Raw genomic sequence first — 23,829 nt, 5'->3', positions numbered from 1 at the left:
GCTCCCTCCGGTGGCCTCACCTCGGTCCTGGGAACCACCGGGCCACGACCGCGCGTTCGGCGCGGCAAGTCACGGCTTGCGGGCCAGCCCGCCGTGTTCGCCGACGGGCCGGGGCGCGGGCGCGGTGCCGTCCGGGCGCCAGAAGGGCACCGACACGACCCCGGGATCCAGGAGTTCGAGACCGTCGAAGAACGCGGTGATCTGATCGACGGGCCGCAGGAAGTACGGGATGGCGCCCGTGTCGTTGTACGCGTCCTGGGCCTGTTCGTAGTCGGCGTCGACGCCCCGGGAACCGTCGTTGACGGAGAGGTAACTGCCGGACGGCAGCCCGTCCATCAGGCGGGCGACGATCGTGCGCGCCTGTTCGTGGTCGGCGACGTGGCCCAGGATGTTACTGAGGATCAGAGCGGTGGGGCGGCTGAGGTCCAGTGTCGCGGCGGCGGCCGACAGGATGCGGTCGGGGTCCGCCAGGTCGGCGTCGACGTAGGCGGTGGCGCCCTCGGGGGTCGAGGTGAGCAGTGCACGTGCGTGCGCGAGGACCAGGGGATCATGGTCGACGTAGACGATCCTGGCCTCGGGAGCGAGTCGTTGGGCGACCTCGTGGGTGTTGTCCTCGGTCGGCAGGCCCGTACCGACGTCGAGGAACTGCCGGATACCCGCCTCGGTGACCAGGTGGGCGATGCTGCGCCCCAGGAAGGCGCGGCTGCTGCGGGCGACGGTGACGATGCCTGGGAAGACGGTGCTGTACGCGTCCCCCGCCTGCTCGTCGACGGGGTAGTGGTCCTTTCCGCCGAGCCAGTAGTTCCAGATCCGGGCCGAGTGCGGCACGGACGTGTCGATCTTCTGCCGCTCGGGGTCGGGCGCTGTCGCGTGGTCGGTCATGAGTACCGTTCCGTCTTTCAGCCGAGGCGTGAACCGTCAGGGCACAACCTACGCCCGATGACCGCGCGAGGCGTGCCCGCACACCTCGCGCGCCGACGGCGGCCCGTGGCAGTCACCGTCCCCGCCCGACGCCGATGTCCCGCCGCGTACACAGAGGTTGGGGCGGAGGCGGTCCGGGGCGGGCGGGCGTGGTCCGGCGGTCCGCTCGTCAGGCTCGGGCCGCCGTACGAGCAGTGAGAGCAGGGACGCCGCGGCACACAGGGCGCCGAGCGCCATCCAGACCGGGGTGTACGTCCCGGAGGCGTCGCGGGCGGCCCCGCCTCCGTACGCGGCCAGCGCCGCGCCCACCTGGTGGGCCGCGCTGACCCAGCCGAAGACCACCGCGCCGTCCTCGCCGTGGAACTCGCGGCACAGAGCGATGACGGGCGGGACGGTCGCGAGGTCGAGCAGACCGAAGGCGACGACGAACGCCATCATCGACGGCTGCACCGTGGCGCCCATCAGAAGCGGCAGGCAGGCCAGGAGCAGGCCGCGCAGGGCGAAGAAGACCGCGAGCAGCCGTCGGGGATCGCGGCGGTCGGTGGCCCACCCCGACGCGACGGTGCCGACCACGTTGAACACGCCGATCGCCGCGAGCAGGGAGGACGCGGTGGTGGCCGGCATGCCGTGGTCGTGGGCGGCCGGGGTGAAATGGGTCCACATGATGCCGTTGGTGGAGGCCCCGCAGACGGCGTACGCGCACGCCATCAGCCAGAAGGGGCGCGTACGCGCCGCGTCGCGCAGGACCGCGAGCGCCCTGCGGGCCGCGCCTTCGACGGGCAAGGCCGCGGGCACGTGACGGTCGGCGCCGTAGGGTTCCCGGCCGACGTCGGCGGGATGGTCCCGCAGCACGAGCCACATCAGGGGTGCCGTGGCACACGCCGTGAGCACGAGAGTGACGAGGGACGGGCGCCAGCCGTGCCGGTCCACGATCCAGGACAGGGCCGGGAGGAACACCATCTGCCCGAAGACGCTCCCGGAGGCGAGCACGCCGGTGACCAGGCCGCGCCGCCTCACGAACCAGCGCTGGGTGACGGTGGCCCCGAAGGACGTGGCCATGGAGCCGGTGCCCAGGCCGACGAGCATGCCCCAGTACAGGGTGAACTGCCAGGCCGTCGTCATGACGGTGGTGAGTGCGGCTCCCGACGCGACGACCACGAGGGCGGCGACCACGACGCGGCGGATACCGAAGCGGTCCATGAGGGCGGCGGCGAACGGGGCGGTGAGGCCGTACAGGACCATGTTCACCGAGGCCGCCAGACCGATGGAACCGCGGGACCAGCCGAATTCCCGGTGCAGGGGCCCGGTGAGCAGTCCGGGCAAGGTAGAGAAGGCGCCTGCCACGATGATCGCGATCAGGGCGGCAGCCGCCACCCACCAGGCGCGGTGGCCGAGGCGGCCACGGTACGAGAGGCCGTTGTCAGCATCCATGCGTTCGATCGTCTTCGCGTATCCGCAGGGCAACCACTGGCCAGACAGACGACTTCTGCAAGAATCTGGCCATGACACAGGAAAGGCATCGGGTCGTCGTGCTCGTGCGGCCAGGACTGCTGCCCATGGAGCTGGGGATCGTGCACCGGCTGTTCGGACAGGCGGTGTCGGCCGCGGGCGTGCCCCTGTACGAGGTCGTCACCTGCACACCGCGGCCGGGCGTCGTCGCGACGGACACGGACTTCACCATCAACGTGGCCGACGGTCCCGGGGCGCTGGAGAACGCGGACACCGTCATCGTGCCGGCGGCCCAGGAGGACTACGAACCGCAGGAACGCGGACGGATCAGCGCGGAGACGGCCCGCGCCCTGGCCCGCGTGCCCGGGGGAGCTCGGGTCGCGTCCATCTGCACCGGCTCGTTCGTCCTGGCGGCGGCGGGTCTGCTGACGGGGCGGCGGGCCACGACGCACTGGAAGTCGTGCGAGGAGTTCCGGGCGCTCTACCCGGAGATCGAGGTCGACGCCGACGTGCTCTACACCGACGACCGCGGGGTCCTCACCTCGGCCGGTGTGGCCTCGGGCGTCGACCTGTGTCTCCACATGATCCGCACCGACCACGGTGCGGAGGTCGCCAACACGGTCGCCCGGGGAACCGTCGTACCACCGCACCGGGAAGGCGGCCAGGCCCAGTACATCGATCGCCCGGTCACCCCACCCGAGCAGTGCTCGACGGCGCCGGCGCGGGAGTACGCCCTGCGGAACCTGCAGCAGCCACTCAAGCTGGCGGAACTGGCCGACCGCGCGTCGATGACCGTGCGGACGTTCAACAGGCGTTTCCGGCAGGAGGCCGGACTCACGCCCATGCAGTGGCTGGTCCAGCAACGGGTCCACCGGGCACGGGAGTTGCTGGAGCGAACCGACCTGCCGGTGGACCGGATCGCCGCCGATGCCGGCTTCGGGACCGGCACCGCGCTCCGGCAGCACTTCCACGTGGCGCTGGGGGTGTCACCGCGCGCCTACCGCTGCACGTTCAGGGGTGCGGACGGCGGCGACCCGGGCACCTGAGTGACCAGGGCTGCCCGAGCCGCCGGGGCACCGGGTCGCCCGAGTGGCTGTCAGGCGGTGATGGGCGTGCGGATGGCGGCGATGTCGAACTGGAGGCGCAGCCGTTCGCTCACCATGGCGCCGCCTTCGGCCAACCGGGCGTTGTAGGTGAGACCCCAGTCGGAACGGTTGATGGTGGTGGTCCCGTCGAAGCCGACACGCTCGTAGCCGAACGGGTCGGTGACGTGGCCGATGTACGTGAGGTCGAGTGTCACGGGGCCGGTGATGCCCCGGATGGTGAGGTCGCCGGTCATGCGGTAGACGTCCTTGCCGACGAGCGCCACGCTGGTGCTCGCGAAGCTCAGGCGCGGGTGCCTCGCGGCGTCCAGGAAGTCACGTCCGATCAGGTGCGCGTCGCGCTGCTCCACCCCGGTGTCGACGCTCGCGGTGACCAGTGAGATCTCGGCCCTGGATCGGGCCGGGTCGCGCCCGTCGAAGTAGAGGCGGCTCTCGTACTCCAGGAACGCTCCACGCACCGTCGTCACCATGGCGTGCCGCACGGAGAAACCGATCCTGCTGTGCGCGGGATCGATCATCCACTCCCCGGTGAGGGCCGCCAGACCGGGATCGGGCAGCACTGCGGCACCGGCGGCCGTCGATGCGGCGGTCGGCTCTTCTGTGCGGGGCTCCGGGCGGCGGAGCAGGGAGCTGCGGCTGAAGAGGTTCATGAACCAGTTAGTTACCCTCGGGCAAGTGATGCCCGCAAGGGCTGATCGACGAACCCGAACATCCGAGGTCGGACCTTCACAAGGTGACGCCGGGGAGGAGCGGGGGAGGCAGCGGAGCGCGGGAGTCCGGGCGGCCCGCCGGATCGACGCACCGCAGGGCGATCGGCTCACGGCCTGCCCCGGTGACGCGCGTGCGCTGACATCCACGAGGGTGCCGAATTGGCTGCCTGCGTACCTTTTTCAGCCAAACAAAGTATCTCCGGCGGTGAGAGGGGCTCACAGCTCCCTAGGGTCGTAGCCATCCTGGGGAAACTGCGGTGCGGATGATCGGTGTGCTTGGTAAAGGGGCGTGGCGTGATCGAGTTGGCCAGTGTGATCAGGGACCTCAGAGACGAACTGGAGCAGGCCATAGGCGTCGCGGAGGGCGCGGCCCTGCGCTTCGAGCTGGGAACCATCGAGCTGGAGGTGTCGGTCGCCCTGGAGCGGTCCGGTAACGCCGGAGCGAAAGTGCGGTTCTGGGTGGTGGAGTCCGGCACCGAGGCGACGATGGCCCGCACGGGGACGCAGCGCATCACACTCGCGTTGAAGCCGACCCTGGCCGGGTCGGTCGACCCGCCGTACGTCTCGGGCTTCTCCGAGGCCGACGAGCGGTGAGCGCCGCTTACGACAGCGCGTACGGCAGAGCGTTCGAGCCGGGTGGGCTCGAACCACCCAGGGCGGCGCAGATCGTCGCCGTGCGTGACGCCGGCCCTCGTGTCCTCGGGTCGGGGTACCTGGTGACCGGGGACGCCGTACTCACCGCTGCGCACGTGGTGCGAGACGCCACATCGGTTCTCGTCCGTCTCGTGACGGGGGACCGGCGTGCGGTGGATCTTCCGGCCACGCTGGTCTGGAAACACGACGAGGCAGATGTCGCGGTACTCAGGATTCCGGATACTGCGCGTGTCGACGGGCTGCCCGCCGACGCGTTCACCCGCGTGCGCTTCGGGAGGGCCCACACGAAGGTGGACTGCGAGGCCCTCGGGTTTCCGCGGTTCAAGCTGAGAGGTGACGCCGCGTCCGGGGAGGTGTACCGAGACTCCCGCCATGCCCACGGCACCATCACTCCGTGGTCGAACGTACGCCGGGGCAGTCTGGAGTTCATCGTCACGGGGGCTCCGAACGACCGCCCCGAGCCGGAGGGTTCCGCTTGGGAGGGAATGTCCGGGGCCGCGATGTGGAGCGGTGGATGTGTCGTCGGCGTGGTCTCCGAGCAGCACCGTTCCGAGGGGCCCGGCACGCTGACGGCGAGTCGGGTGGAGAGTTGGTACCGGCTCGTCGCTCCGGACCGGCTCCGGGAACTCTGCGAACTGATCGGTCTGCCCGGGAGCGTCGGCGGACTCGAGCAACTCCCGCGCCCGCCGGAGCTCTCGGGCGCGGCGGCCGGGCGGGAGGAGGAAGTCATACGGCTTGCGGCTGCCGTGCGGCAGCAGTGGAGAGCCGAGCAGAGGCGGAGACGTCTCCATGATCCCTACGCGCTCGCCGTGCGGTTCAGGCCCGCCGACTCCGCGCTCTTCGACGCCGAAAGGGTCCCCGGCTTTCTGTCCGGGAGGGAGCCGCCGTCCCAGCTGGCCGACCAGATCACGCAGGTCGTGGCGGGGTACCGGGCGATCGAGTCCGGGCGGATGGTGGTGATCGGCGGGGCCGGGGCGGGCAAGACGGTTCTGCTCCTGTACGTCGTCATCGAGTTGCTGCGTACCCGTGCGCCCGGCGACCCCGTGCCGGTGATCTTCGGCCTGGGATCGTGGAATCCCGCCACCACAGGGTTGGACGAGTGGCTGTGCGACCTGCTGGTGCGGGACTACCCCGATCTGGCGCTCCTCGTCGCACCCGGAGTGAGTCTGGCTCGAGCCCTGGTCGACGAGGACCGCATTCTGCCCGTGCTCGACGGATTCGACGAGATCGCCGCAGACCTGCGGGGCGAGGCGCTCAGGGCGCTCAACGAGAGCGGTATGCCGCTTCTCCTGACCAGCCGCCCCGCCGCATACGCCGGGGCCGTGAGGGACGAGAACGTACGCATCCACGCCCCTGGCATCGAACTGGGAGACCTCACTCCGGATGATCTCGCCCCCTACCTCCGCGGTGAGCGCCGGGCCGACGCGGACGCTGATCGGCGCAGTTCCGTCTGGGACCCGGTCGTGGCACAACTGCGTCAACAGCCCCCCTCCCCCGGGGCGTCGAACGTCGCTGCCGCACTGACGACCCCGCTGATGGCCTCCCTGGCCCGCACCGTCTGCGGCGGTCCCTCGGGAACCCGACCCCAAGAGCTCCTGAACGTGACGAAGTTCCCCGACCCCGAAGCCATCCAGGAACACCTCCTCCAGGAGTTCGTTCCGGCTGCCTACCATCCGCGACGGACCGGGTCGACGAACGATCGGGGCACCAGCCGCCGGAAGCAGCGGGGTTGGGACCTCCGGGAAGCCGAGCACTACCTGGGCCACCTCGCCGGGCACCTCGACCGGCTCTCGCAGGGGTCCGCGTACAGGAGCCACGACCTCGCCTGGTGGGAACTGGGCACCACGCTGCCCCGTTCCACGCGCACCCTCGTCATCGGTCTTCTGGCGGGCCTGGCCTTCGGGATCACGACCGCGATCGCGAACGTACCGGTGGTCCTGGTCGCGACCCCGCACGGGACCGGGTTCGCTCTGCTGCGGGGACTGCTGGCCGGACTTCTGCACGGGCTCGCGGCCGGACTGATCTTCGGGCTGGCCTACCACTTCACCTCCGAGGGGGAAGCGTTCAGGCCCTCACCGGTCCGCATCAGCCTCCTCGGCCGTCTGAGGACGTTCGGCGGCCCCCGGTTGACACACGGGAAGGTGCGCCCGAGGTTCATGATCGGTCTTGGCGGCGGTCTGGTCGTCGCACTCGCTCTGGTGCTCATCGACCGGGGCGTGATCGAGCCGCTCGGACTCCCGGACGGTCAGGGCGGCGGTGGGTTACGGGCCGCACTCCTGTTCCTTGCCGAGATCTCTCTCGGGGGCGGACTCGTGTTCGGCCTCATGGCATGGCTCGAGACCCCGGTGCCGCCCCGGACCACCGTCAGGCCCGTTGATCTGCTGGACACGAACCGCCGGAACGTGATGTACCACTTGCTCGCCTGGGTGTGTGTGCTGGGCCCGGTGGCGGGGATCATCGAGGGGGTACAACACGGTCCGGTGCGCGGTTTGGCGACCGGACTCGTGTTCGGGCTCGTGTCCGCGTTCGCCGGCGGAATCGGGTACGGGCTGAGCATGACCGCGTGGTGTCAGTGGGTGGCCCTGTGCCGCATCTGGCTGCCGCTGCGCGGGCGGTTGCCCTGGGCTCTGGTCGCTTTCCTGGACGACGCCCACGGACGAGGCGTACTGCACCGGTCAGGCGCGGTGTACCAGTTCCGGCACGCACGGCTCCAGGACCACCTGAGCCGCACTTTTGAAGAACGTCACGGGAAGACCCCCACACGATCGACGAGAACCGGAGGCGAGCTATGAGGGCCGGACACGGGACGAGAAGAACACGGATGGCAAAGGCCCTTCGCCTCGCAGCGGTCCTGGGAGGCGCGGGTGGAATCGTGGGCGGCCTCGGAGCCGGAACCGCAGCGGCACGACCGGTCTCTCTCACACTGGCGTACGCATGCACCTTTCCTGTGATCGGCGACCAGGACATCACCGCCCGGATCTCGATGGACATCCCCATGGCCCATACGGTCGGCAAGCCGAGTCACCGGTTCGCCATCCGCGCCGAGGCGACGGTGGGCTCGGGCCTCACCCGCGGGCTCGCCCTGCTCGGGGTGAGGTCCGTCGACGGCACACTGGACGCGAAGACCCGTGTGACCGCACCTCAGGGCGACCTCGGCATCACCGTCCCCCTCGACATCGTCAGAACTGCCGTCCCGTCGTCGGGCGCCCTCCGTATCCCCGCGAACGGCATCGCACCCACACGTACCTTCAGCGAAGCGGGCCGCGCGGAAATCGTCGTTGGTGACTTCGTCGTGCACCTCGTGCCGAGAGACGCGAACGGCGACCTGACCCCGCTGGGGAAGTTCGACGTGCCCTGCACCGTGCGGGCCGGACAGCAACAGGTCATCACGTCCTTCACGATCTCGCCCGCGCCGAAACCGTCCGCCTCGGCGGCCCCGGGGGAGGGCGGCAGCCCGGGCAGGACGGCCTCGGCGACCACCACGTCCGTACCGGGTGACACCGACGTGCCCGGCTCGTCGGGTACGGCGACCACCAAGCCACCGACCACCAAGCCTCCGACCACGACGCCCTCGGCCACCAAGTCTCCGACCGCCGGTCCCTCGATCACCCAGGCGTCGGTCGCACCGGGAGGACTCCCTGTCGACGACACGGCGACGGGGCCGACGACCACGGCGGACGGTCGGGCCGGCCGAGGCCTGATCCTCACGGCAGTGGGCGTTCTCGTCGTGGCCGCCGCGGCCTCGGTATTCGGCCTGCGGCGCAGGAACCGACGCGGCCCCCAGGACGAGGGCTGAGCCGCCGAACGCCTCTCAGCCCATGTCGACGTCCCGGACGTGGGCCGCCGCAGCACGCCGGCGTCGTGACCTGCCTACTCCTGCGGCACGTCGACCACCTCGACCGAGGGCGGCGCTGTGGGCAGTCCCTCGACGGGGGCAGCCCTTTCGTCCACCTTGCCGGTCTCGGCATCCACATACACCGCGTACACGTCGGCCCCGGACGACGTGGGCACGAGCCACTGAGCCCGCCATTTCCCTTCGCGTCGGACCGCCAACAGGTCGGCCGTCCCCGGCGTGGAGCCGGGTGAGTACGCCGCCACGGCGGCACCGGCCTGCTTCGCACTCACCCGGCTGGGCGAAAGGCTGACGGAACCGGTCACCCGCCGGGTCAGCAACTGTGAGACGTGGCCGGCCCTGTCGATCCGCACATCGAGCCGCATGGGCATCAGTACCCCTTCGACACGGCTGCGCCAACGGACCACCCAGCCGGACTCCGCCTGCTCGCCTACGGGAACGGACTCCGCATCGGACTGGGCCAGGGCCCAGGGGAACCGCTTCTCCGCATATCGCGTCGCTATCCGAAGCGCGTCGTCCGCGGTCCCCGGAGCCGCGTCGGATCCGGCGGCGGGGAAGCCGCCACGACCGGGCTCGCCCGCGCCTTGGAGATCGGCGGAGAACTGTTCTCCGTCCGGCCAGCTCAGCTCGGCCGAACCTGTCTCCATCGCGATCAGCAGCACGTCCGACCCGTCGTTCTGACCCGGCTGGAGCTGCACGTTCACCATCCTGGCGTGGTCGTCGAAGGCAGTCGAAAGTGCCTGCCGCGCCGCAGTCCTTTGATCCGTTCCCGCGATCTGTAGACTCGTCGAGTCGACGATCAGCGGGGTGATCCAGACCGTCCCCACCGCAGCGCATGCGAGGAATCCGGCGCCGAACACGATGGCTGTCGGCCGGAGAGCAGCGGTAACGGGGCGGAGTTCGCGTCGGGTCACGCGGAGCGCGGTCCAGCCGGCGAGTGTCCCCAGCGCGGCGCCGAGGACGTTCATCTGCACGTCACTGGTGTCGCAACTGCGGCCGAGCCAAGGGAGCAGCCCCTGGCACAGCTCGGTGACCGCGGACAGCAGCGCCGCCCCCAGGAAGACGGGAAGTACACGTCGGACGGCCAGGACCCCGAAAAGCCCCACGGGCAGGAACATCGCAAGATTGAGCAGCCCCTGCTCCGTCGCGAAGGGCTCACCCACATCACGGTTGACCACGCACTGTCCCGACACGGCCCCCGGGGATGCGAGAAAGAGGGTGACGCTCAGCTCGGCGGTCACAACGGCGGCAAGACCGGCACAGGCCCAAGGACGTCGGGCGTACCTCTTCGCCGCCAGAAAGCTCAGGAGGCCCGCAAGCGCGACGGAAGTAACGGCGATCAGGACGAATTCGCCCCGATCTCTGAAGACAGCTTCCAGCATCAGCGCACACCTCGGGCATCACGGGATCAGTTGACCGGGGTGCCGGAGACGCCCCTGGGGAAGGGGATGCGGGTGAGAGAGGTTCGGTTCCTTCGGCAATGCCCGTGGGCTCCGGCTGCCGCCGTGTCGTTGAGAGCTCTCGAAGTGACGCCTCGACACACCGGAACGGAGGCGTATTCCGCATGGCGCGGATCCAGGGGGTGTGACGTGGTGGAGCATCGTCAAGGGGAGAGCACCCGTCGTCCGCCACTGACAGCTCGGCTGCGAGACCCAGGGGGAAGCCGTCGCGGGCGTCACCGTGCTGGACCGACGGTACGAGCGAAGAGCGCGCGCTGGTGGTGGGCGATACGCCACGCCGGGTCGCCGATGTGGCCGTCGACGCCGGAGCCGAACTCCAGCCCATGACGCGGCTGCTCGCCGGCGGTTGGCCCGCCGGGTTTCCGGCTCGGAGACGGTGTGCTTGATCTGGCGCTGTCGCAAGAAGTGACAGCCGGCGCAGTGGGCACGGTTCAGCGCATGTCCTTCAGCTCACCGTCAGCGGTGAGTTGCAACGCCCCGTTCAGGGCCTGGTCGCAGCCGTCCTCGTCCCGTTGCGGAGTGACTGTCTGTGAGGCGTTCAGGAGTGGCGTGCCCGAATCGTCCGACAGCCGAAGTGTCACCTGTAGTGTCCGGTCGTTGAAACTCTCCGGAAGATCCACCGAGACGTGCACCTGGTCGCCGTAGATTCGCAGTGCACCCGTCGTGCAGTGTCTTGCGGCGCACAACCGGTACGTGGTGGCCGTGTCGTAGGGCAGGGATTCGGCCCGCCAGGACACGCCGACCGTCGGGATGAGGTCGAGCGCCGGGCACGGTTCCGGGCGTCCGCCGCAAGCAGTGAGCGTGGCCAGGGCGGCCAGTGCGACCCCGGCGCAGCGCAGTGCACGGGTCACCACTTCTGCACCGGGCAGGGCAGTGCGTCCTCGGCCGGCTTGCCGTCGGCAAAGAGAATCCCGCAGTCACAGTCGATGGTGTCGGAGCAGCCCTTGTCGTTCCACCCGTCGTCGTTTCCGTCAAAGCCGATGCCCCAGCCCGCGCAGAGCCCGCCTGAGTTCAGGCCGATGAACCCGGGCTCCTTAAGCTCCGCATGCGCCAGATCGATCCCCTCTGCGATCGCACCCGACGCCTCCGGCGGAACCGCAAGTTCCGAACCGTCCCCACCGCTCACCGCGTTCCGCCGGGATCCACCGCGACCGAGTCCGGCACGATGCCCGCCACCGGCGGGAACAGCATCCCGCCGTCCCCGCTCCCCGCGTCCAGCGCCACCCCAGCAGGCCCGGGCAGCAGAGGCACCATCACATCCAGCAACCGCGCACCCGGAACCCTCTGGCAGGTCCACTCCCGCCCGGCGTCGCCGCGCGCCCGGGCGAACCGCGCCAACGCGTCCTCGTCCGAGAACGCGCAGATCCACCGAACGCCGTTTTGATTGGCCGACCACCCATCCCCGTTGGCATCCAGCGGCACCCGACACCGCCGTACGCCGGAACTCACCCAGCAGCACAGTGAACTCCCGGCGAGCCACACGCGGCTGCTCCTCATGCGCGTCCACTCCGGCCACAGCGGGCCCCCGCTCCGGCGGCGGACCGGAAAGGTCATCCAGGTCCGCCGGCCGAGACCGCCTCTGCTCCTGCTTCGGTATCCCATCCCCACCCATGGTCATGCGTGGAATCATCACACGCACAAATTTCCGAATACAACGTGGAATCGCCCACTGGCTGAGAACTCCGTGCTCCGAGCGCAGAACTCGGTGTCGACGATTCGCCTTTCCGAAGATCCAAGACGTTGCTCATCGCCCGAGCCGGGCGAGGGCACGCAGTCGGGGAGGGGCGACTGCGTGCCGGTCATGCCTCAACGCTGACGCATCATGGCTGCACGTGACCAGGGGTGACGCGCTGTCGCAAGGCGGCTGTACGTGACGTGCGCAGGCCTGTACGCAGGAGGAGCGGTCGGCGGCGACCCGACCGGGACGGAACCCCGACCGGAGCCGGTGCCCGGACCACCCCTGCGATCCAGGCACCGGCGCCCCGGCTGTCAGCCCTTCGGCTGGGTGAAGCGGAGGTGGTTGCCGAAGGGGTCGCGCAGGCCGCAGTCGATTCCGTACGGCCTCTCCGTCGGCTCGTCCGTGAACTCCACGCCCCGCGCCAGCAAGGTCTCGTACGTCTTCCGGCAGTCGTCCGTGGTGAGGATGAGCGCGCTGCCCAGCGCTCCCTTCGTCAGCAGTGCGCGGACCTGTTCGGCCGTCTCCTCCGACATCGCCGGAGGGCCGGGCTTCTCCAGCAGGACCTGGCGGTCGGGATGGCCGGGCACGCTGACCGTGAGCCAGCGCATGAAGCCCATGTCGACGTCGGCGTTGACCTCCAGGCCGAGCTTGCCGACGTAGAAGTCGAGGGCTTCGTCCTGGTCGAGGACGTAGATCTGTGAGTGCGTGATTGCGTTGAACATGTGCATCACGCTAGTCGGCGGGCCCGGCGAAAACTTATCCGAAACTGCTCAGTCGGCGACCCCGTACGCAGGGGCCGTGGAGGCGCTCAGGCCGTCGGCCGCGTCCACGCTTTTGTGAAGCATGTGGGTACGTTCACGGCCGCCGTCTCCGTGCGGTACGTCCTCGGCGACCGGCCGACGATGTCGCGGAACGTGCGGCTGAACGTGCCCGTGCTGCCGAAGCCGACCTCGTAACAGATGTCCGTGACGCTCCGGTCGCTCTCCCGCAGCAGGAACATCGCGCGCTCGACGCGGCGGCGCTGCAGATAGCGGTGCGGGCTCTCACCGAAGGTGGCGCGGAAGGTGCGGGCGAAGTGTGCCGGGGAGACATGGGCGATCCGGGCAAGGGCAGGAACGTCCAGCGGCTGCGCGTACGCGCGGTCCATGGCGTCCCGCGCGCGGAGCATACGGCGGTTGGTCTCTTCGGCGGTACGGCTCACAGTGCCATCCCATCACAGGCGGCCCGGTGCCATCCCACCACGGGGCCGCCCGGTCTCGGACGGCTATGTCGTACCCCCTCAGTAGGCTCGGACCATGAGCGTCTCCCTCTACTACTGCGCGAGCCGGGCCACGCCGCTCACGGATTCCGAGACGGCCGCCGTCGAGCGGATCGTCGCCGCCCACAGGGCGTCCTTTCCGTACGAGGACCAGGAAAGCCTGTACCTCTACGACAGCGATGACAGCCGGCCGGACGAGGTCGTTGCCGGTTCCACCAAGATGCCGTTCGACCCCGGCAAGGTGCTGCCGGTGCTCGACCATGTGCTGAGCTCCGTCTCCGAGTTGCGCCGCGCCCTGCCGGGCGCGGAGTGGCGCGTGCACATGGATGACCTCGACGTCCCGTGGGACGACACCGAGGGCTATGCCTTCCCCGGCATGCGCGATCCGGACCTCGCCACCGAGCCGGGCGGCCCCTGAGGTCCCCGTCTGCCGTCTGCCGTCTGCGAGGGTGCTGGGATCAGGGCAGTCGTGTCAGCTCGCGGAATTGGCCGACCAGCGCGTGGACATCGCGTTCGGCCGTCGGACCGGCGGGCGCTGTCGGGGTGGTGTCCGACGCGGCGGTGCGGCAGCCCCGGCACAGGCCGACGCATCCCGACATCGCCATGACCGCTATGTCGGGGCTCATGGACGAGCCGGTGCCCGAGCCGCCGGCGTGCGTCGGCGGCGAGCGAGCTGGTGCAGAAGGGGCCGACAGGGCTCTCGTGTGGTGGCGGCTGCTCCCATGCAGAAAGGACCTGGGAGGTCCTGACTCCTCCGGAGTGCCGTCCCGGAGGAGCGCTCTCCCGCCCTCTGTAAGGCGCACGGCTGGACTCGGAGCGCCGGTCTGGAAGAGGACGCGGCCGAGCGAGCGCCGTACTTCCTCACCAACCTGGGGGCCGGCGAACGCCCTCCTCGTCCGGGCGCTCAACCCGCGGTGTCAGCCGCGAGCGACGCCCGAGCTGCCGATGAGGCTCGGCGTGAGGGCCGTACCTCAGGTCGCGGCAGCCATCCACAGCTCCATGTCGCTGATGACCAGTCGGCCCGGCCGCTGGGTGGCCGTGTCCGGGACCACGGCCCTTACCACGGGCTGATCGCCCTTCTCCACGGTCACCTTCGTGCCGTCGAACGTCGGCCGCTCGTCCCGGACCACCGTCCGCAGGTTCGTCTCCAGCTTCCTGGCCGTGGCCTCGTCCTTGACCACGAAGCAGAGCACCTCGGTGTTCTTCGCTGCGGTCTCCGCCTGCTGGCCCAGCGCGGACAGGCGGACCGGATCGGTCGAGCTGAGCGGGTTGAAGTCCGCGCGGTAGACGTCTCCCAGGCACTCCGCTGCGCGCCGGAACTCCTTCCTGTCCGCCAGGGAGGAGCCCTCCTCCGGGGTAACTGCCGACAGCGGGTCGGCGTCCCGGGTCGAGTAGGAGATCTCGTCACCCGAGACCTGGATGGTGACCTTCTGCTCAGGGTGGGTCCAGACCTTCTGGCCGTCCTTCTCGCTCCGCGTGTAGCCGCTGGACTCCAGCGACTTGGCGATCGCCGTCACGTCGAAGGAACCCTCCCAATGACCTGCCTCGGGGGTGTCGACCGCTCTGTCGATCTGGTCCACCGTGAACTTCTCCCCCAGCGGGCTCGGTCGGGAGGCGTTCAGCAGCGGGCTTGCCGACTGCGAGATCCAGGCGAATCTCTTCGCGTCACCCTTGCTCAGCTTCCGGACGTCAGCAGTGTCGAGGAAGGTCACCTGCTTCGAGCCGGTGTCGCCGGCCAGGGTTCCGAGCCCCGTGAGCAGTCCGGAACCGCTGCCACCGCCGTCGGATCCGGAAGAACAGCCGGTGACGGCGGTGAGAAGGACAACGGCCATAGCGGCGCCGACGGCCGATCCGTGTGCTGTTATGCGCATGATCCAGCAGGGTATATCGGGGCCTGGCGAAGCCGCGGCAATACGGGAGGCGCTTTCCGCTGTTCAGCGGCCGGTCGAGCCTTCGGGGGCGGCGGGCTTCCGGTGGCGACGCACCCGTCCAGTGCTGAATCGTCACCGTGTCGGATGTGCCGTTACCGTGGTGCGGTCCGCTGTCGTGCAATGAGTGGGCCCGAGAGCGTTGCCCGCCGCGATTCTCCCGTTGCCTCTCACCTGTCGTCGCGTACCCCGGACGCCGTATGAAGTATGAAGAGAGCGTGCCCCCGCCCCTGTGCGCTGGCGGATGGACGTCCTGCGGCCTACTCGTTGTGGCGCCATCGATGATGCGCGTCGCAGTGACGGAGGCCCTCGGTCTCCTGCGCCGGGTCTGCGGCACGGTGGATCGCTGCGCGGGCCCACCGGCGGTGCACGGCGAAGCGCAGCCGTCGCACGTCATGTCGGCCACGACCCCCGCCATGCCCGCCGTCCACGTCCGGAGCCGCGCGCGTGCGGACCGCGAACGGCTCAGGGACCGCCGTGTGAGCAGTCGGCCGTACGGTCGGATGTCAGACGAGCCGGGTGAGCTTCTTCGCCGTACTGCAGTGCTCGGTCCGCCCGTGCCGCCGCAGCTGGACCGCGGTCAGAGTGAGGAGCGCGGCGAAGACCGCGAGGAAGACGCCCGCGATCACGGCCTGTCGTCCGCCTTCCGCCGCATTGCCGAGGGAGAGCAGGCCGAGGACGGAGAGCAGCACCCCCGCCACGTACACAGAGCGGACGCGCCGCAGCTGTCGAACCGCACGAGGAGCAAGAGCAACACGCTTCACGAGAGCCATGCTCACCTCTGTACCCCCTGTGGAGGCGATGAGACACGAAACGCGGGGCGATCTCCCTACGGGGACGGCCTCTTGGGGGAGGGCCGCCGCGTCTGGGGTGGGAACGCGCGCGATGCGTGACGGCCGGGTTTCTCCGGGCACCAGAAGGGCTGACCGTCAATCGACCGGCGTGAGGAGCCGACCGTGGCCCTGGTTCAGCTCAATCTTCCCCACCCGATGGTGATGCGAGGGCGCTGGGCGGCACTCGCCGCCGTGCAGGCCGCCGCGGGGCGCGGCGAGCGGTGCCGGGCGCTCTGGCCGCTCTGGCACTACGAGAACGGTGACGACAGCTGGGCCGACCTGCACCACCTCGACGAGGGGCGCGCGGTACTGCTCGGGCAGGACCGGAACGACTCCGAGACGTTCTACGCCGAGGCGTCCGACTTCTTCGAGGAACCCGAGACGGACCTGCTGGCCGGTGCGCCCGACTGGTGGGAACCGCCCGTGCGCAGGGTGCGTGAGGCGCAACTCTTCCTCGGCTTCGTCTACGGCTTCGACGGCCATATCTGGCAGCGCGCGGAGTACGACCTCGAGGACGGGTTCAAGAACGTCCGGCTACCGGCGCTCAGCGCCGAACGGACCCGGGAGGCGGTCCTGGACACTGCCCGGCAAACAGCCGGCCAGGATGTCCGCGAGCCGTCCCGGACGTGCGTCGACGCCCTGATCGCCGCTGATGCCGCCGTCGATCCTCCCCAGGTCGCCGCTGTCGCCGCCACCGGCTGGGACGCGGATGTCGGGGCAGCGGCGGCCCGTGCGTTCCGCGCGGGATGACGAGGCAGAGGTGACCAGAGGCCGCGGCCGCGAGTCCCGTCGTCACGCACCGCAGCGACGCTCCGCGGGGGAGCACCGCTTTCCCGCCGGCCGGCCGGGGTGGTGGCCGCATGCGCTCCGGTTCACATGCTCCCGCCGAGTGCGGCGGGAAGCCTGGCGGTCCCCGCCGCCGGGACCACCTGCTGGTGGTCCTTCCCCGCCTGCCGAGCCTCGCGCCCCACCAAGTATCTTGATCATTGAAATACTTTGATCGGTGCGAAGAGGAGTCCTGAGTGATCTCGCTGGTGTTCGCCGCGCTCGCGGCCGCGCAGTTGTGTCTCGCGGTGTCCGCAGGGCGTCACTGGCGTGCGGCGCCGGGCCTGTTGGCCGCCGTGCCGACCCTGGTGTGCTCCGCGCTGGTCTGGGACAACGGGGTGATCGCTGTGGGGAGCCTGACGGGAGCTGGGCCCCTGCTGCAGGCGCTGAGCGTCCCCCGCTTCGCTCTGCACGCGCTGCTGACGCCCTTTCTGGTGCTCTGGTCGCTCTCGGCGGCGGACCATGCGGGGCTGTCTTGGGTGCGGCGGAAGGGAGTGCGAGGCGCTGCCGTCGGCCTTACTGTCCTCCTGGTGGCAGCGGGCGTACTCCATGACGTCCTCGGTCTGTCGATGCGTACGGAGCGCTGGGCGGACACCCTGCGCTACGTGAATGACGCGGCGTCACCGACGGGTCCGCTGCCTGCCATCATCGCCGGACTGGTGGTTCTCTCCGCCGGGATCGTGCTGTGGCGGTGCACCGGGTTCGCCCGGCTGGCGGTCACCGCCGCCGTGATGGTGGCGGTCTCCGGAGCGGCCGCGCAGGTACCGGTGCTCGGCAACGCCGCGGAAGTCGTCCTCGACGTCGGGCTGTTGCTGACCGTCCGCAGGCTGCTGCCCCTGAGGGAGACGCGGCGGATCGCCGCCGTCGCGCCCCAGGAGTGACGCGCCTACGCGTCCGCGTTCCAGATGCGCAACACCCGCCGGGAGTCCGGCCCGAAACCGCTCGGCCGGACCGGGCGACGACGGCGACCCGCACACGGCCACGGGGTCCGAGTTCGTTGCGCAGTGGTCGGGGTCCAGCGGGCCGAACGCCTCCAGCTCGCGCAAAGCGGGCGACGCGAGACGTGAAGGCCTGCGCGGGGCGCCCTCCCGATCCGCACCCAAAGCTCCACCCAACCTCCTTATAGTGGGGGCGCGTTGATCGGATGGCCGCAACGCGCGAAGCCGTCTCCCGGGAGCCCGTACGATGACGACCACCCCTGTGCCCGGCGGCTGTCCCGCGCATACCGCCACCACCCCCGTGCCGCTCGGTGGGCCCGCCGTCCACACCGAACCGCAGGCCCTGTACCGGACGATGCGGCACTCCTACGGGCCCGTGGTGCCCGTCGAGCTCCCCGGCGGCTTTCCGGCCTGGCTGATCGTCGGATACCGCGAGCTCCACCAGGTCGCCGGCGACGGCGAGCTCTTCCCCCGGGACGTCGGCCTGTGGAACCAGTGGGAGCGCATACCCGAGGACTGGCCGCTGCTCCCCATGGTCGGCCGACCCATGCCGTCCATCTACTTCACCGCGGGCGCCGAGCACCGGAGGCACTCCGAGATGGTGGTGCCCGCACTCGAAGCCGCTGACCCGTTCGAGATCCGGGAACACTGCGAGCAGCTTGCCGACCGGCTCGTCGACGGAATCTGCGCCCGTGGCACCGCCGACCTGGTCGCCGAGTTCGCCGAGCCGCTGCCCGTGCTCGTCCTCGCGCGCCTCGTCGGATTCCCCGACGCGGAAGGGGCGGACATCGCCCGGGTCCTGAAGGACCTGGCCGACGGCGGGCCCGGCGCCCAGGAGGCGTACGGCCGTTTCGGCGAGCACATGCGGCTGCTGGTGACGGCCAAGCGGGAGACTCCCGGCGACGACGTCACCTCCCGGATGCTCGCCGACCCGGAGTCCTTCACGGACGAGGAGTACGCCCTCGACCTGATGGCGATCACCGCCGCCGGACACCTCACCACCGCCGACTGGATCAGCAACTCCCTGCGGCTCATGCTCACCGAGGACCAGTTCGCCGACTCGCTCGCCGGCGGGCACCGCAGTATCGGCGACGCCATGAACGAGGTCCTCTGGGAGGAGAGCCCGACGCAGATCCTCGCAGGCCGCTGGGCGGTCCGCGACACGCAGCTCGGCGGCCGGACCATCCGCGCCGGGGACATGCTCCTGCTCGGCTTGGGGGCGGCCAACACCGACCCGCTGATACGTCAGGAGATGGCGGTGGGCGGAGCGGTACGCCATGCGGGCAACGGGGCGCATCTGGCGTTCAGCTACGGCGAGTACCGCTGCCCCTTCCCCGCCCAGGAGATAGCGGAGACCATTGCCCGTACGGCGATCGAGGTCATCCTCGACCGGCTGCCCGACCTCGAACTCGCCGTCCCCGCCCAGGACCTCGTCCGGCGGCCGTCCGCCTTCCTGCGTGGGATGAACGCGCTTCCCGTCCGGTTCGCCCCCGTACAGACGACAGGAGCCCAGCTGTGAACTGCCCCTACGCGACCGTGGTCATCGACCCCATGGTCCAGGACCTCGACGGTGAGACCGAACAGCTCCGGGCCTCCGTACCGCTCGCGCGCATCGAGCTCCTCGGGGTACCCGCCTGGACCGTCACCCGGCATGCCGAGGCCCGTCAACTCCTCATGGACACACGCCTGGTGAAGGACCTGGACGCCTGGGGGCTCTGGCGGACCGGGCAGGTCACCCACGCCTGGCCGCTCATCGGCATGATCGACGCGGGACGCTCCATGTTCACCGTGGACGGCTCGGAACACCGCCGGCTGCGGACGAAGACCTCCCAGGCGCTGACCCCCCGGCGGCTGGAGGCGATCCGCCCGGACATCGAGAAGTTCACCGAGCACCTGCTGGACGCACTCGCCGAACAGGGCAAGGACGGGGCCGTCGACCTCAAGACCGTCTTCGCCCAGCCGCTCCCGATGAAGGTGGTCGGGCTGCTGATGGGAGTGGACGAGGCGCTGCATCCCATGCTGACCCGGCAGTACAAGGCGTTCTTCTCCATGCTCACCCCGCAGGAGGACCGGCTGGCGCTGCTGGCCGAACTCGACGTCTTCTACGCAGAGCTCGTACGGGAGAAGACCGCGCACCCCACCGACGATCTCACCAGCGCGCTGATCCTCGCCGAGGAAGGCGGTGAACCCCTCACCGAGGAGGAGGTCGTCGGCAACCTCAAGGCGATGGTGGCCGCGGGCCACGAGACCACGATCGGGCTCATCCTCAACGCCGTACGCGCACTCCTCGCCCACCCCGACCAGCTGCGCAAGGTGCTGGACGGAGAGATCCCGTGGGAGACGGTCGTCGAGGAGACCCTGCGCTGGGACACGCCCACCACCCACCTGCTCATGCGGTTCGCCACCGAGGACATCCAGGTCGGCGACCACGTGATAGCCCAGGGGGAAGGTGTGGTGATCTCCTACCGGGCCATCGGCCGCGACACCACCCACCACGGTGACGACGCCGACACCTTCGACATCACCAGGCCGACGCCGATCCGGCACATGACCTTCGGGCACGGGCCTCACATCTGCCCCGGCGCCGCCCTGTCCCGGGTGGAGGCGGGCATCGCGCTGCCCGCCCTGTTCGGGCGCTTCCCGCGGTTGCGGCTCGCGATCGGCGACGACGAGATCCGCAAGCTGCCGGTCATGACGCAGAACGACATGGAGGCCTTCCCGGTCCTGCTGCATGGCTGACTGCTGACGGCCGGTGGCTGTGGGCGCACGCGCGTCCGGGCCGTGCGGTTGTGTGTCCGTCCCCCGACCGCAACTCCCCCGGGGAGTGGTTGTGTTCGGCATTGCAGCACGGTGTCCGGTTTCTCGGTGGAAGGGACGGTCTCCCGGGACGCCGGCTCGATCCTGGTCCGCCGCGGTTCACTGGCCCCGGCGCCCGTAAGCTGCGGCGGCATGGCCGAACTCCTCGCCCTCGCCCCGCACCGCTCCACCACCGCCACCCTGCTGGCCCGCGCGGCCCGCGAGCGAGGCATGGGCGTGACGATCCTGCCGCGCGGCGCCCATCCCGCTCCGCCGCCCGCGGACACCCGGGCGCACTACTACGGCGGTCCGCACTTCGCCGACACGGTCGCCGGCCCCCTCGGGATCGCGCTGCTCGAACCGGGCGACGGCTGGCTCGACGCACTGCCGCACGGCTTCACCGGACGCCACGTCCGGTGCGTACCGCTCAGCGAGGCCCGCCGCATCCCGGGCCCGCTCTTCGTGAAACCGCCCACCGACAAGAGCTTCCCGGCAGCCGTGTACGCGGACGGAGACGCGCTGCGCACCCCCTCGGGACCTCAGGGCGATCCCCTCGTCCAGATCAGCGAAGTGGTGACCTGGGTGCGGGAGTTCCGACTCCACGTACTCGACGGGGAGATCCGTACCGGCTCGCAGTACGCCACCTTCGGCAGGCTCGACGCTGCGCCGCTGGCAGGCCACCCGGATGAGCCCGCCGTACGCGAGTTCGCCCGGCGACTTGCCGCGGCGCAGGCGGAGACCTGGCCCAGCGGGGTGGTGCTCGACGTCGGACTGATGCGCGGGGGAGACGACGCGGGGGACGCCCGGTGGGCGGTGGTCGAGGCCAACATGGCCTGGTTCAGCAACGTGTACGCCGCCGACCCCGCCCGAGCGCTCGACGTGGTGCTCCGCTCCGCGGGCCCCGGAGCCGCCGTCCGAGCGAGGGACGCACGCTTCCGGCGGACGTGACACCACGACCCGGCAACCTTCGGGGCCGCTGCGGCGACTACTGCCCGGAACCCCACCTCTTCCCCCGACGGACGGATCAGGCCATGCCAGCCGAGCGACGACGACGCAGCGACCTCCACCTCCACCCCGGACCACGCCACGCGATGAGGGCGGGGGCGGCGGCGCTCCTGGCCGTAGCCTCGGTCTGGACCTCCGGGACTGCCTCCGGCGCCGAGGCGGCGACCACCCTCACCGTCGCCAAGGACGGCAGCGGGCAGTACACCACCGTGCAGGCGGCCGTGAACGCGATACCTTCCGGCAACACGGCGCGGGTCGTCGTCTCCATCAAGCCGGGCACCTACCGCGAGCTGGTGAAGATCCCCTCGACCAAGCAGAACGTCACCCTCCAGGGCAGCGGGTCCAGCCGCAACGACACCGTCATCGTCTACAACAACGCCTCGGGCACCCGGAAGCCCGACGGATCCGGCACCTACGGGACCAGCGGCAGTGCGACCGTCGCGGCCGAGGCCGACGGTTTCCAGGCCCGCAACCTCACGATCTCCAACGACTTCGACGAGGCCGCGAACCAGAGCATGAGCGGACTCCAGGCCGTGGCCCTGCGCACCGCCGCGGACAAGGTCTTCCTCGACTCCGTCATCGTCACCGGCGACCAGGACACCCTGCTGCTCGACACCGCGTCCAAGGCGAAGCTCGGCCGCGTCCACATGTCCAACTCCTACGTCATCGGCAACGTGGACTTCATCTTCGGCCGTGCCACCGCGGTGATCGACAAGTCGGTCATCACGTTGAAGAAGCGGTGGGACGGCAGCTCCGGCGGATACATCACGGCCCCCAGCACGGCCGCAGACCGCAAGGGCTTCCTGATCACCGGCTCCACCGTCAACGGTGACGTCTCGGCGTCGTCCTTCCACCTCGGCCGACCGTGGCACGCGGGAGGTGACGCCTCGCTCGACCCGATGGCCACCTTCCGCGGCACCACTCTCAGCTCAGCGGTCAGGTCCGCCCCTTGGACCGACATGAGCGGCTTCTCCTGGAAGGACGACCGCTTCGCGGAGTACAAGAACACCGGGCCCGGATCCGGCCCGGCGAGCAGCGACCGGCCGCAGCTCACCGACTCCCAGGCCGCCCAACAGGAGACCGCCGACTGGCTGGCAGGCTGGACACCCTCGGCGTCCTGAGACACGGTGGCGGCAGTGGAACGACGCCAAGGAGGACCGGCGGGTCGGTCGAAGCGCTTCGACTCCACTCTGGACAGTACCTGTGAGCGAGTCTAGGCTCGAAGCTGTCTGTGCATGTCAGAATGCGAAGGGGAGCACAGCAAGGCGCTGTCGAAGCGCTTCACCCGCTCTCCCTTGCGGTCGCCCACTGTGAGGGAGAAGCCGAATGGTCACGCTTGCCGAGGTCGCCCAGCACGCCGGAGTCTCCGCGAGCACGGTGAGCTACGTCCTCAGCGGCAAGCGGTCGATCTCGGCCTCCACCCGGGAACGGGTCGAGAGCAGTATCCAGCAGCTTGGCTACCACCCCAACGCCGGTGCGCGTGCCCTCGCCAGCAGCAGGTCCAACATCATCGCGCTGATGGTGCCGCTGCGCACGGACATGTACGTGCCGGTGATGATGGAGATCGCCATCGCCGTCGCCACGAGCGCCCGTACGCACGGCTACGACGTCCTGCTGCTCACGGGTGAGGAGGGCCCGGCCGCCGTACGGCGGATCGCGGGGAGCTCACTGGCCGACGCGATGATCCTGATGGACGTCGAACTGCACGACGAGCGGCTGCCGCTGCTCCGCGACTCCGGCCGGACCGCCGTCCTCATCGGCCTGCCCGCCGACACCTCCGGGCTGACGTGCGTGGACCTCGACTTCGAGGCCACCGGAGCGCTCTGCGTGGAACACCTCGCCGGTCTCGGACACCGCGAGGTGGCGGTGATCGGCGAGGCCGCCGCCGTCTACGAGAGGCACACCGGCTTCGCCGAACGGACCGTCGACGGCATACGGGCCAAGGCGCAGGAGGCCGGGATGCGGATCCTGCACCGCCCCTGCGAGGGCGGATACGCGGCGATGGCCGGCACGCTGGGCCGGATCTTCGACGAGCGGCCGGGTACGACCGGCTTCATCGTCCAGAACGAGGCGGCCGTCGAGCCGCTGCTCAACCTGCTCCAGCAGCAGGGGCGTGCCGTGCCGGAGGACGTGTCCGTCGTGGCCGTCTGCCCCGAACAGGTCGCCACGCAGGCATCGGTGCGGCTCACCTCCGTGGCCATTCCGGCGCAGGAGATGGGGCGCAGATCGGTGGAACAGGTGGTCGCGAAGCTCGCCGGCCGGGGCACGGACGAAGTGGAACTGCTGGAGCCCGTCCTGACGGTGCGGGCGAGTTCCGGACCGGCACCGGTCTGAGCGAGGCGTCGAGCGTTCACCCGTCCGGGTGGTGCCTTTCCCAGCGTGCTGTCCCGTGGCCCCGCAGCGAGCGCAGCAGGTGGT

Annotated in this window: 24 protein-coding genes; 12 read left to right on the top strand and 12 right to left on the bottom strand. The window is 70.2% G+C overall.

The features are described from left to right. Positions 1–69: 69 nt before the first annotated feature. Together JOC24_RS15775 and JOC24_RS15770 are read right to left on the bottom strand one after the other, a co-directional pair. Positions 70–882 carry an SAM-dependent methyltransferase gene (locus JOC24_RS15775; RefSeq protein ID WP_205020922.1) on the bottom strand — a complete coding sequence of 271 codons (813 nt, stop codon included), beginning with the start codon at positions 880–882 and terminating at the stop codon, positions 70–72. Between the two features lie 48 nt (positions 883–930). Continuing rightward, positions 931–2,352, bottom strand: coding sequence for an MFS transporter (locus JOC24_RS15770; protein WP_205020921.1), 1,422 nt, complete (start codon positions 2,350–2,352; stop codon positions 931–933). Between the two features lie 71 nt (positions 2,353–2,423). Here JOC24_RS15770 and JOC24_RS15765 point away from each other — a divergent pair, with 71 nt between their 5' ends. Beyond that, positions 2,424–3,416 carry a GlxA family transcriptional regulator gene (locus JOC24_RS15765; protein WP_205020920.1) on the top strand — a complete coding sequence of 331 codons (993 nt, stop codon included), beginning with the start codon at positions 2,424–2,426 and terminating at the stop codon, positions 3,414–3,416. A 50-nt stretch (positions 3,417–3,466) separates the two neighbouring features. Here the strand turns inward: JOC24_RS15765 and JOC24_RS15760 are convergent, their stop codons facing one another. After that, entirely contained in the window at positions 3,467–4,123 is a 657-nt protein-coding gene (locus JOC24_RS15760; RefSeq protein ID WP_205020919.1) for a YceI family protein, read from the bottom strand. A 354-nt stretch (positions 4,124–4,477) separates the two neighbouring features. On the opposite strand from JOC24_RS15760, the gene JOC24_RS15755 reads away from it, so the two are divergent. Genes JOC24_RS15755 through JOC24_RS15745 form a run of 3 tightly spaced genes read left to right on the top strand, consistent with a single transcriptional unit; the run spans position 4,478 to position 8,633 of the window. Continuing rightward, positions 4,478–4,777, top strand: a complete 300-nt coding sequence (locus JOC24_RS15755; RefSeq protein WP_205020918.1) for a trypco2 family protein — start codon at positions 4,478–4,480, stop codon at positions 4,775–4,777. Beyond that, positions 4,774–7,629: a trypsin-like peptidase domain-containing protein gene (locus tag JOC24_RS15750; RefSeq protein WP_205020917.1), complete on the top strand. Its 2,856-nt coding sequence runs from the start codon at positions 4,774–4,776 to the stop codon at positions 7,627–7,629. Before JOC24_RS15755 ends, JOC24_RS15750 begins: the two co-directional genes overlap by 4 nt. Before the next feature lie 29 nt (positions 7,630–7,658). Next, complete coding sequence (locus tag JOC24_RS15745) at positions 7,659–8,633, top strand: DUF6801 domain-containing protein (RefSeq protein WP_205020916.1); 975 nt, start codon at positions 7,659–7,661, stop codon at positions 8,631–8,633. A 74-nt stretch (positions 8,634–8,707) separates the two neighbouring features. Here the strand turns inward: JOC24_RS15745 and JOC24_RS15740 are convergent, their stop codons facing one another. From JOC24_RS15740 to JOC24_RS15715, 6 genes are all read right to left on the bottom strand, one after another. After that, a complete protein-coding gene (locus JOC24_RS15740) occupies positions 8,708–10,072 on the bottom strand; it encodes a VanZ family protein (RefSeq protein ID WP_205020915.1) in 1,365 nt (454 codons plus the stop codon). Positions 10,073–10,581: 509 nt separating this feature from the next. After that, positions 10,582–11,004 (bottom strand): hypothetical protein, encoded by a 423-nt coding sequence (locus tag JOC24_RS15735; RefSeq protein WP_307792703.1) that lies wholly within the window; start codon positions 11,002–11,004, stop codon positions 10,582–10,584. Beyond that, a complete protein-coding gene (locus JOC24_RS15730) occupies positions 10,998–11,276 on the bottom strand; it encodes a hypothetical protein (protein ID WP_205021208.1) in 279 nt (92 codons plus the stop codon). Before JOC24_RS15730 ends, JOC24_RS15735 begins: the two co-directional genes overlap by 7 nt. Continuing rightward, complete coding sequence (locus JOC24_RS34195) at positions 11,273–11,488, bottom strand: hypothetical protein (protein WP_374104501.1); 216 nt, start codon at positions 11,486–11,488, stop codon at positions 11,273–11,275. The genes JOC24_RS15730 and JOC24_RS34195 overlap by 4 nt, the downstream gene beginning before the upstream one ends. Before the next feature lie 651 nt (positions 11,489–12,139). Further along, entirely contained in the window at positions 12,140–12,550 is a 411-nt protein-coding gene (locus tag JOC24_RS15720) for a VOC family protein (RefSeq protein ID WP_205020914.1), read from the bottom strand. 86 nt (positions 12,551–12,636) lie between these two features. Beyond that, positions 12,637–13,029: a helix-turn-helix domain-containing protein gene (locus tag JOC24_RS15715; RefSeq protein WP_205020913.1), complete on the bottom strand. Its 393-nt coding sequence runs from the start codon at positions 13,027–13,029 to the stop codon at positions 12,637–12,639. Between the two features lie 94 nt (positions 13,030–13,123). Here JOC24_RS15715 and JOC24_RS15710 point away from each other — a divergent pair, with 94 nt between their 5' ends. After that, on the top strand, positions 13,124–13,504 hold the full coding sequence (locus JOC24_RS15710; RefSeq protein ID WP_205020912.1) for a hypothetical protein: 381 nt from the start codon (positions 13,124–13,126) through the stop codon (positions 13,502–13,504). A 40-nt stretch (positions 13,505–13,544) separates the two neighbouring features. Here the strand turns inward: JOC24_RS15710 and JOC24_RS15705 are convergent, their stop codons facing one another. The 3 genes from JOC24_RS15705 to JOC24_RS15695 form a co-directional block, all read right to left on the bottom strand. After that, positions 13,545–13,712, bottom strand: a complete 168-nt coding sequence (locus JOC24_RS15705; protein WP_239580526.1) for a hypothetical protein — start codon at positions 13,710–13,712, stop codon at positions 13,545–13,547. A gap of 345 nt (positions 13,713–14,057) precedes the next feature. Next, the gene (locus tag JOC24_RS15700) at positions 14,058–14,957 is read right to left on the bottom strand and encodes a hypothetical protein (RefSeq protein ID WP_205020911.1); all 900 of its coding nucleotides are present in this window, start codon (positions 14,955–14,957) and stop codon (positions 14,058–14,060) included. A gap of 563 nt (positions 14,958–15,520) precedes the next feature. Then, positions 15,521–15,787, bottom strand: a complete 267-nt coding sequence (locus JOC24_RS15695) for a hypothetical protein (RefSeq protein WP_205020910.1) — start codon at positions 15,785–15,787, stop codon at positions 15,521–15,523. Between the two features lie 183 nt (positions 15,788–15,970). On the opposite strand from JOC24_RS15695, the gene JOC24_RS15690 reads away from it, so the two are divergent. The 7 genes from JOC24_RS15690 to JOC24_RS15660 all read left to right on the top strand — a co-directional run bounded on the left by JOC24_RS15690 (position 15,971) and on the right by JOC24_RS15660 (position 23,745). Then, entirely contained in the window at positions 15,971–16,597 is a 627-nt protein-coding gene (locus JOC24_RS15690; protein ID WP_205020909.1) for a proteophosphoglycan 5, read from the top strand. 272 nt (positions 16,598–16,869) lie between these two features. Continuing rightward, a complete protein-coding gene (locus JOC24_RS15685; protein ID WP_205020908.1) occupies positions 16,870–17,553 on the top strand; it encodes a hypothetical protein in 684 nt (227 codons plus the stop codon). 304 nt (positions 17,554–17,857) lie between these two features. Further along, positions 17,858–19,129, top strand: a complete 1,272-nt coding sequence (locus JOC24_RS15680) for a cytochrome P450 (protein ID WP_205020907.1) — start codon at positions 17,858–17,860, stop codon at positions 19,127–19,129. A 32-nt stretch (positions 19,130–19,161) separates the two neighbouring features. Further along, complete coding sequence (locus JOC24_RS15675) at positions 19,162–20,349, top strand: cytochrome P450 family protein (protein WP_239580540.1); 1,188 nt, start codon at positions 19,162–19,164, stop codon at positions 20,347–20,349. A 210-nt stretch (positions 20,350–20,559) separates the two neighbouring features. Then, the gene (locus tag JOC24_RS15670; protein ID WP_205020905.1) at positions 20,560–21,354 is read left to right on the top strand and encodes an ATP-grasp domain-containing protein; all 795 of its coding nucleotides are present in this window, start codon (positions 20,560–20,562) and stop codon (positions 21,352–21,354) included. Positions 21,355–21,437: 83 nt separating this feature from the next. Beyond that, positions 21,438–22,532, top strand: coding sequence for a pectinesterase family protein (locus JOC24_RS15665; protein WP_239580525.1), 1,095 nt, complete (start codon positions 21,438–21,440; stop codon positions 22,530–22,532). A gap of 205 nt (positions 22,533–22,737) precedes the next feature. Continuing rightward, positions 22,738–23,745 (top strand): LacI family DNA-binding transcriptional regulator, encoded by a 1,008-nt coding sequence (locus tag JOC24_RS15660; protein ID WP_205020904.1) that lies wholly within the window; start codon positions 22,738–22,740, stop codon positions 23,743–23,745. Positions 23,746–23,829: the final 84 nt, after the last annotated feature.

Source organism: Streptomyces sp. HB132, from assembly GCF_016909575.1.
Lineage (GTDB): Bacteria > Actinomycetota > Actinomycetes > Streptomycetales > Streptomycetaceae > Streptomyces.
The sequence above is the reverse complement of the archived record's forward strand: the minus strand, read 5'-3'. Positions and strand labels throughout refer to the sequence as shown.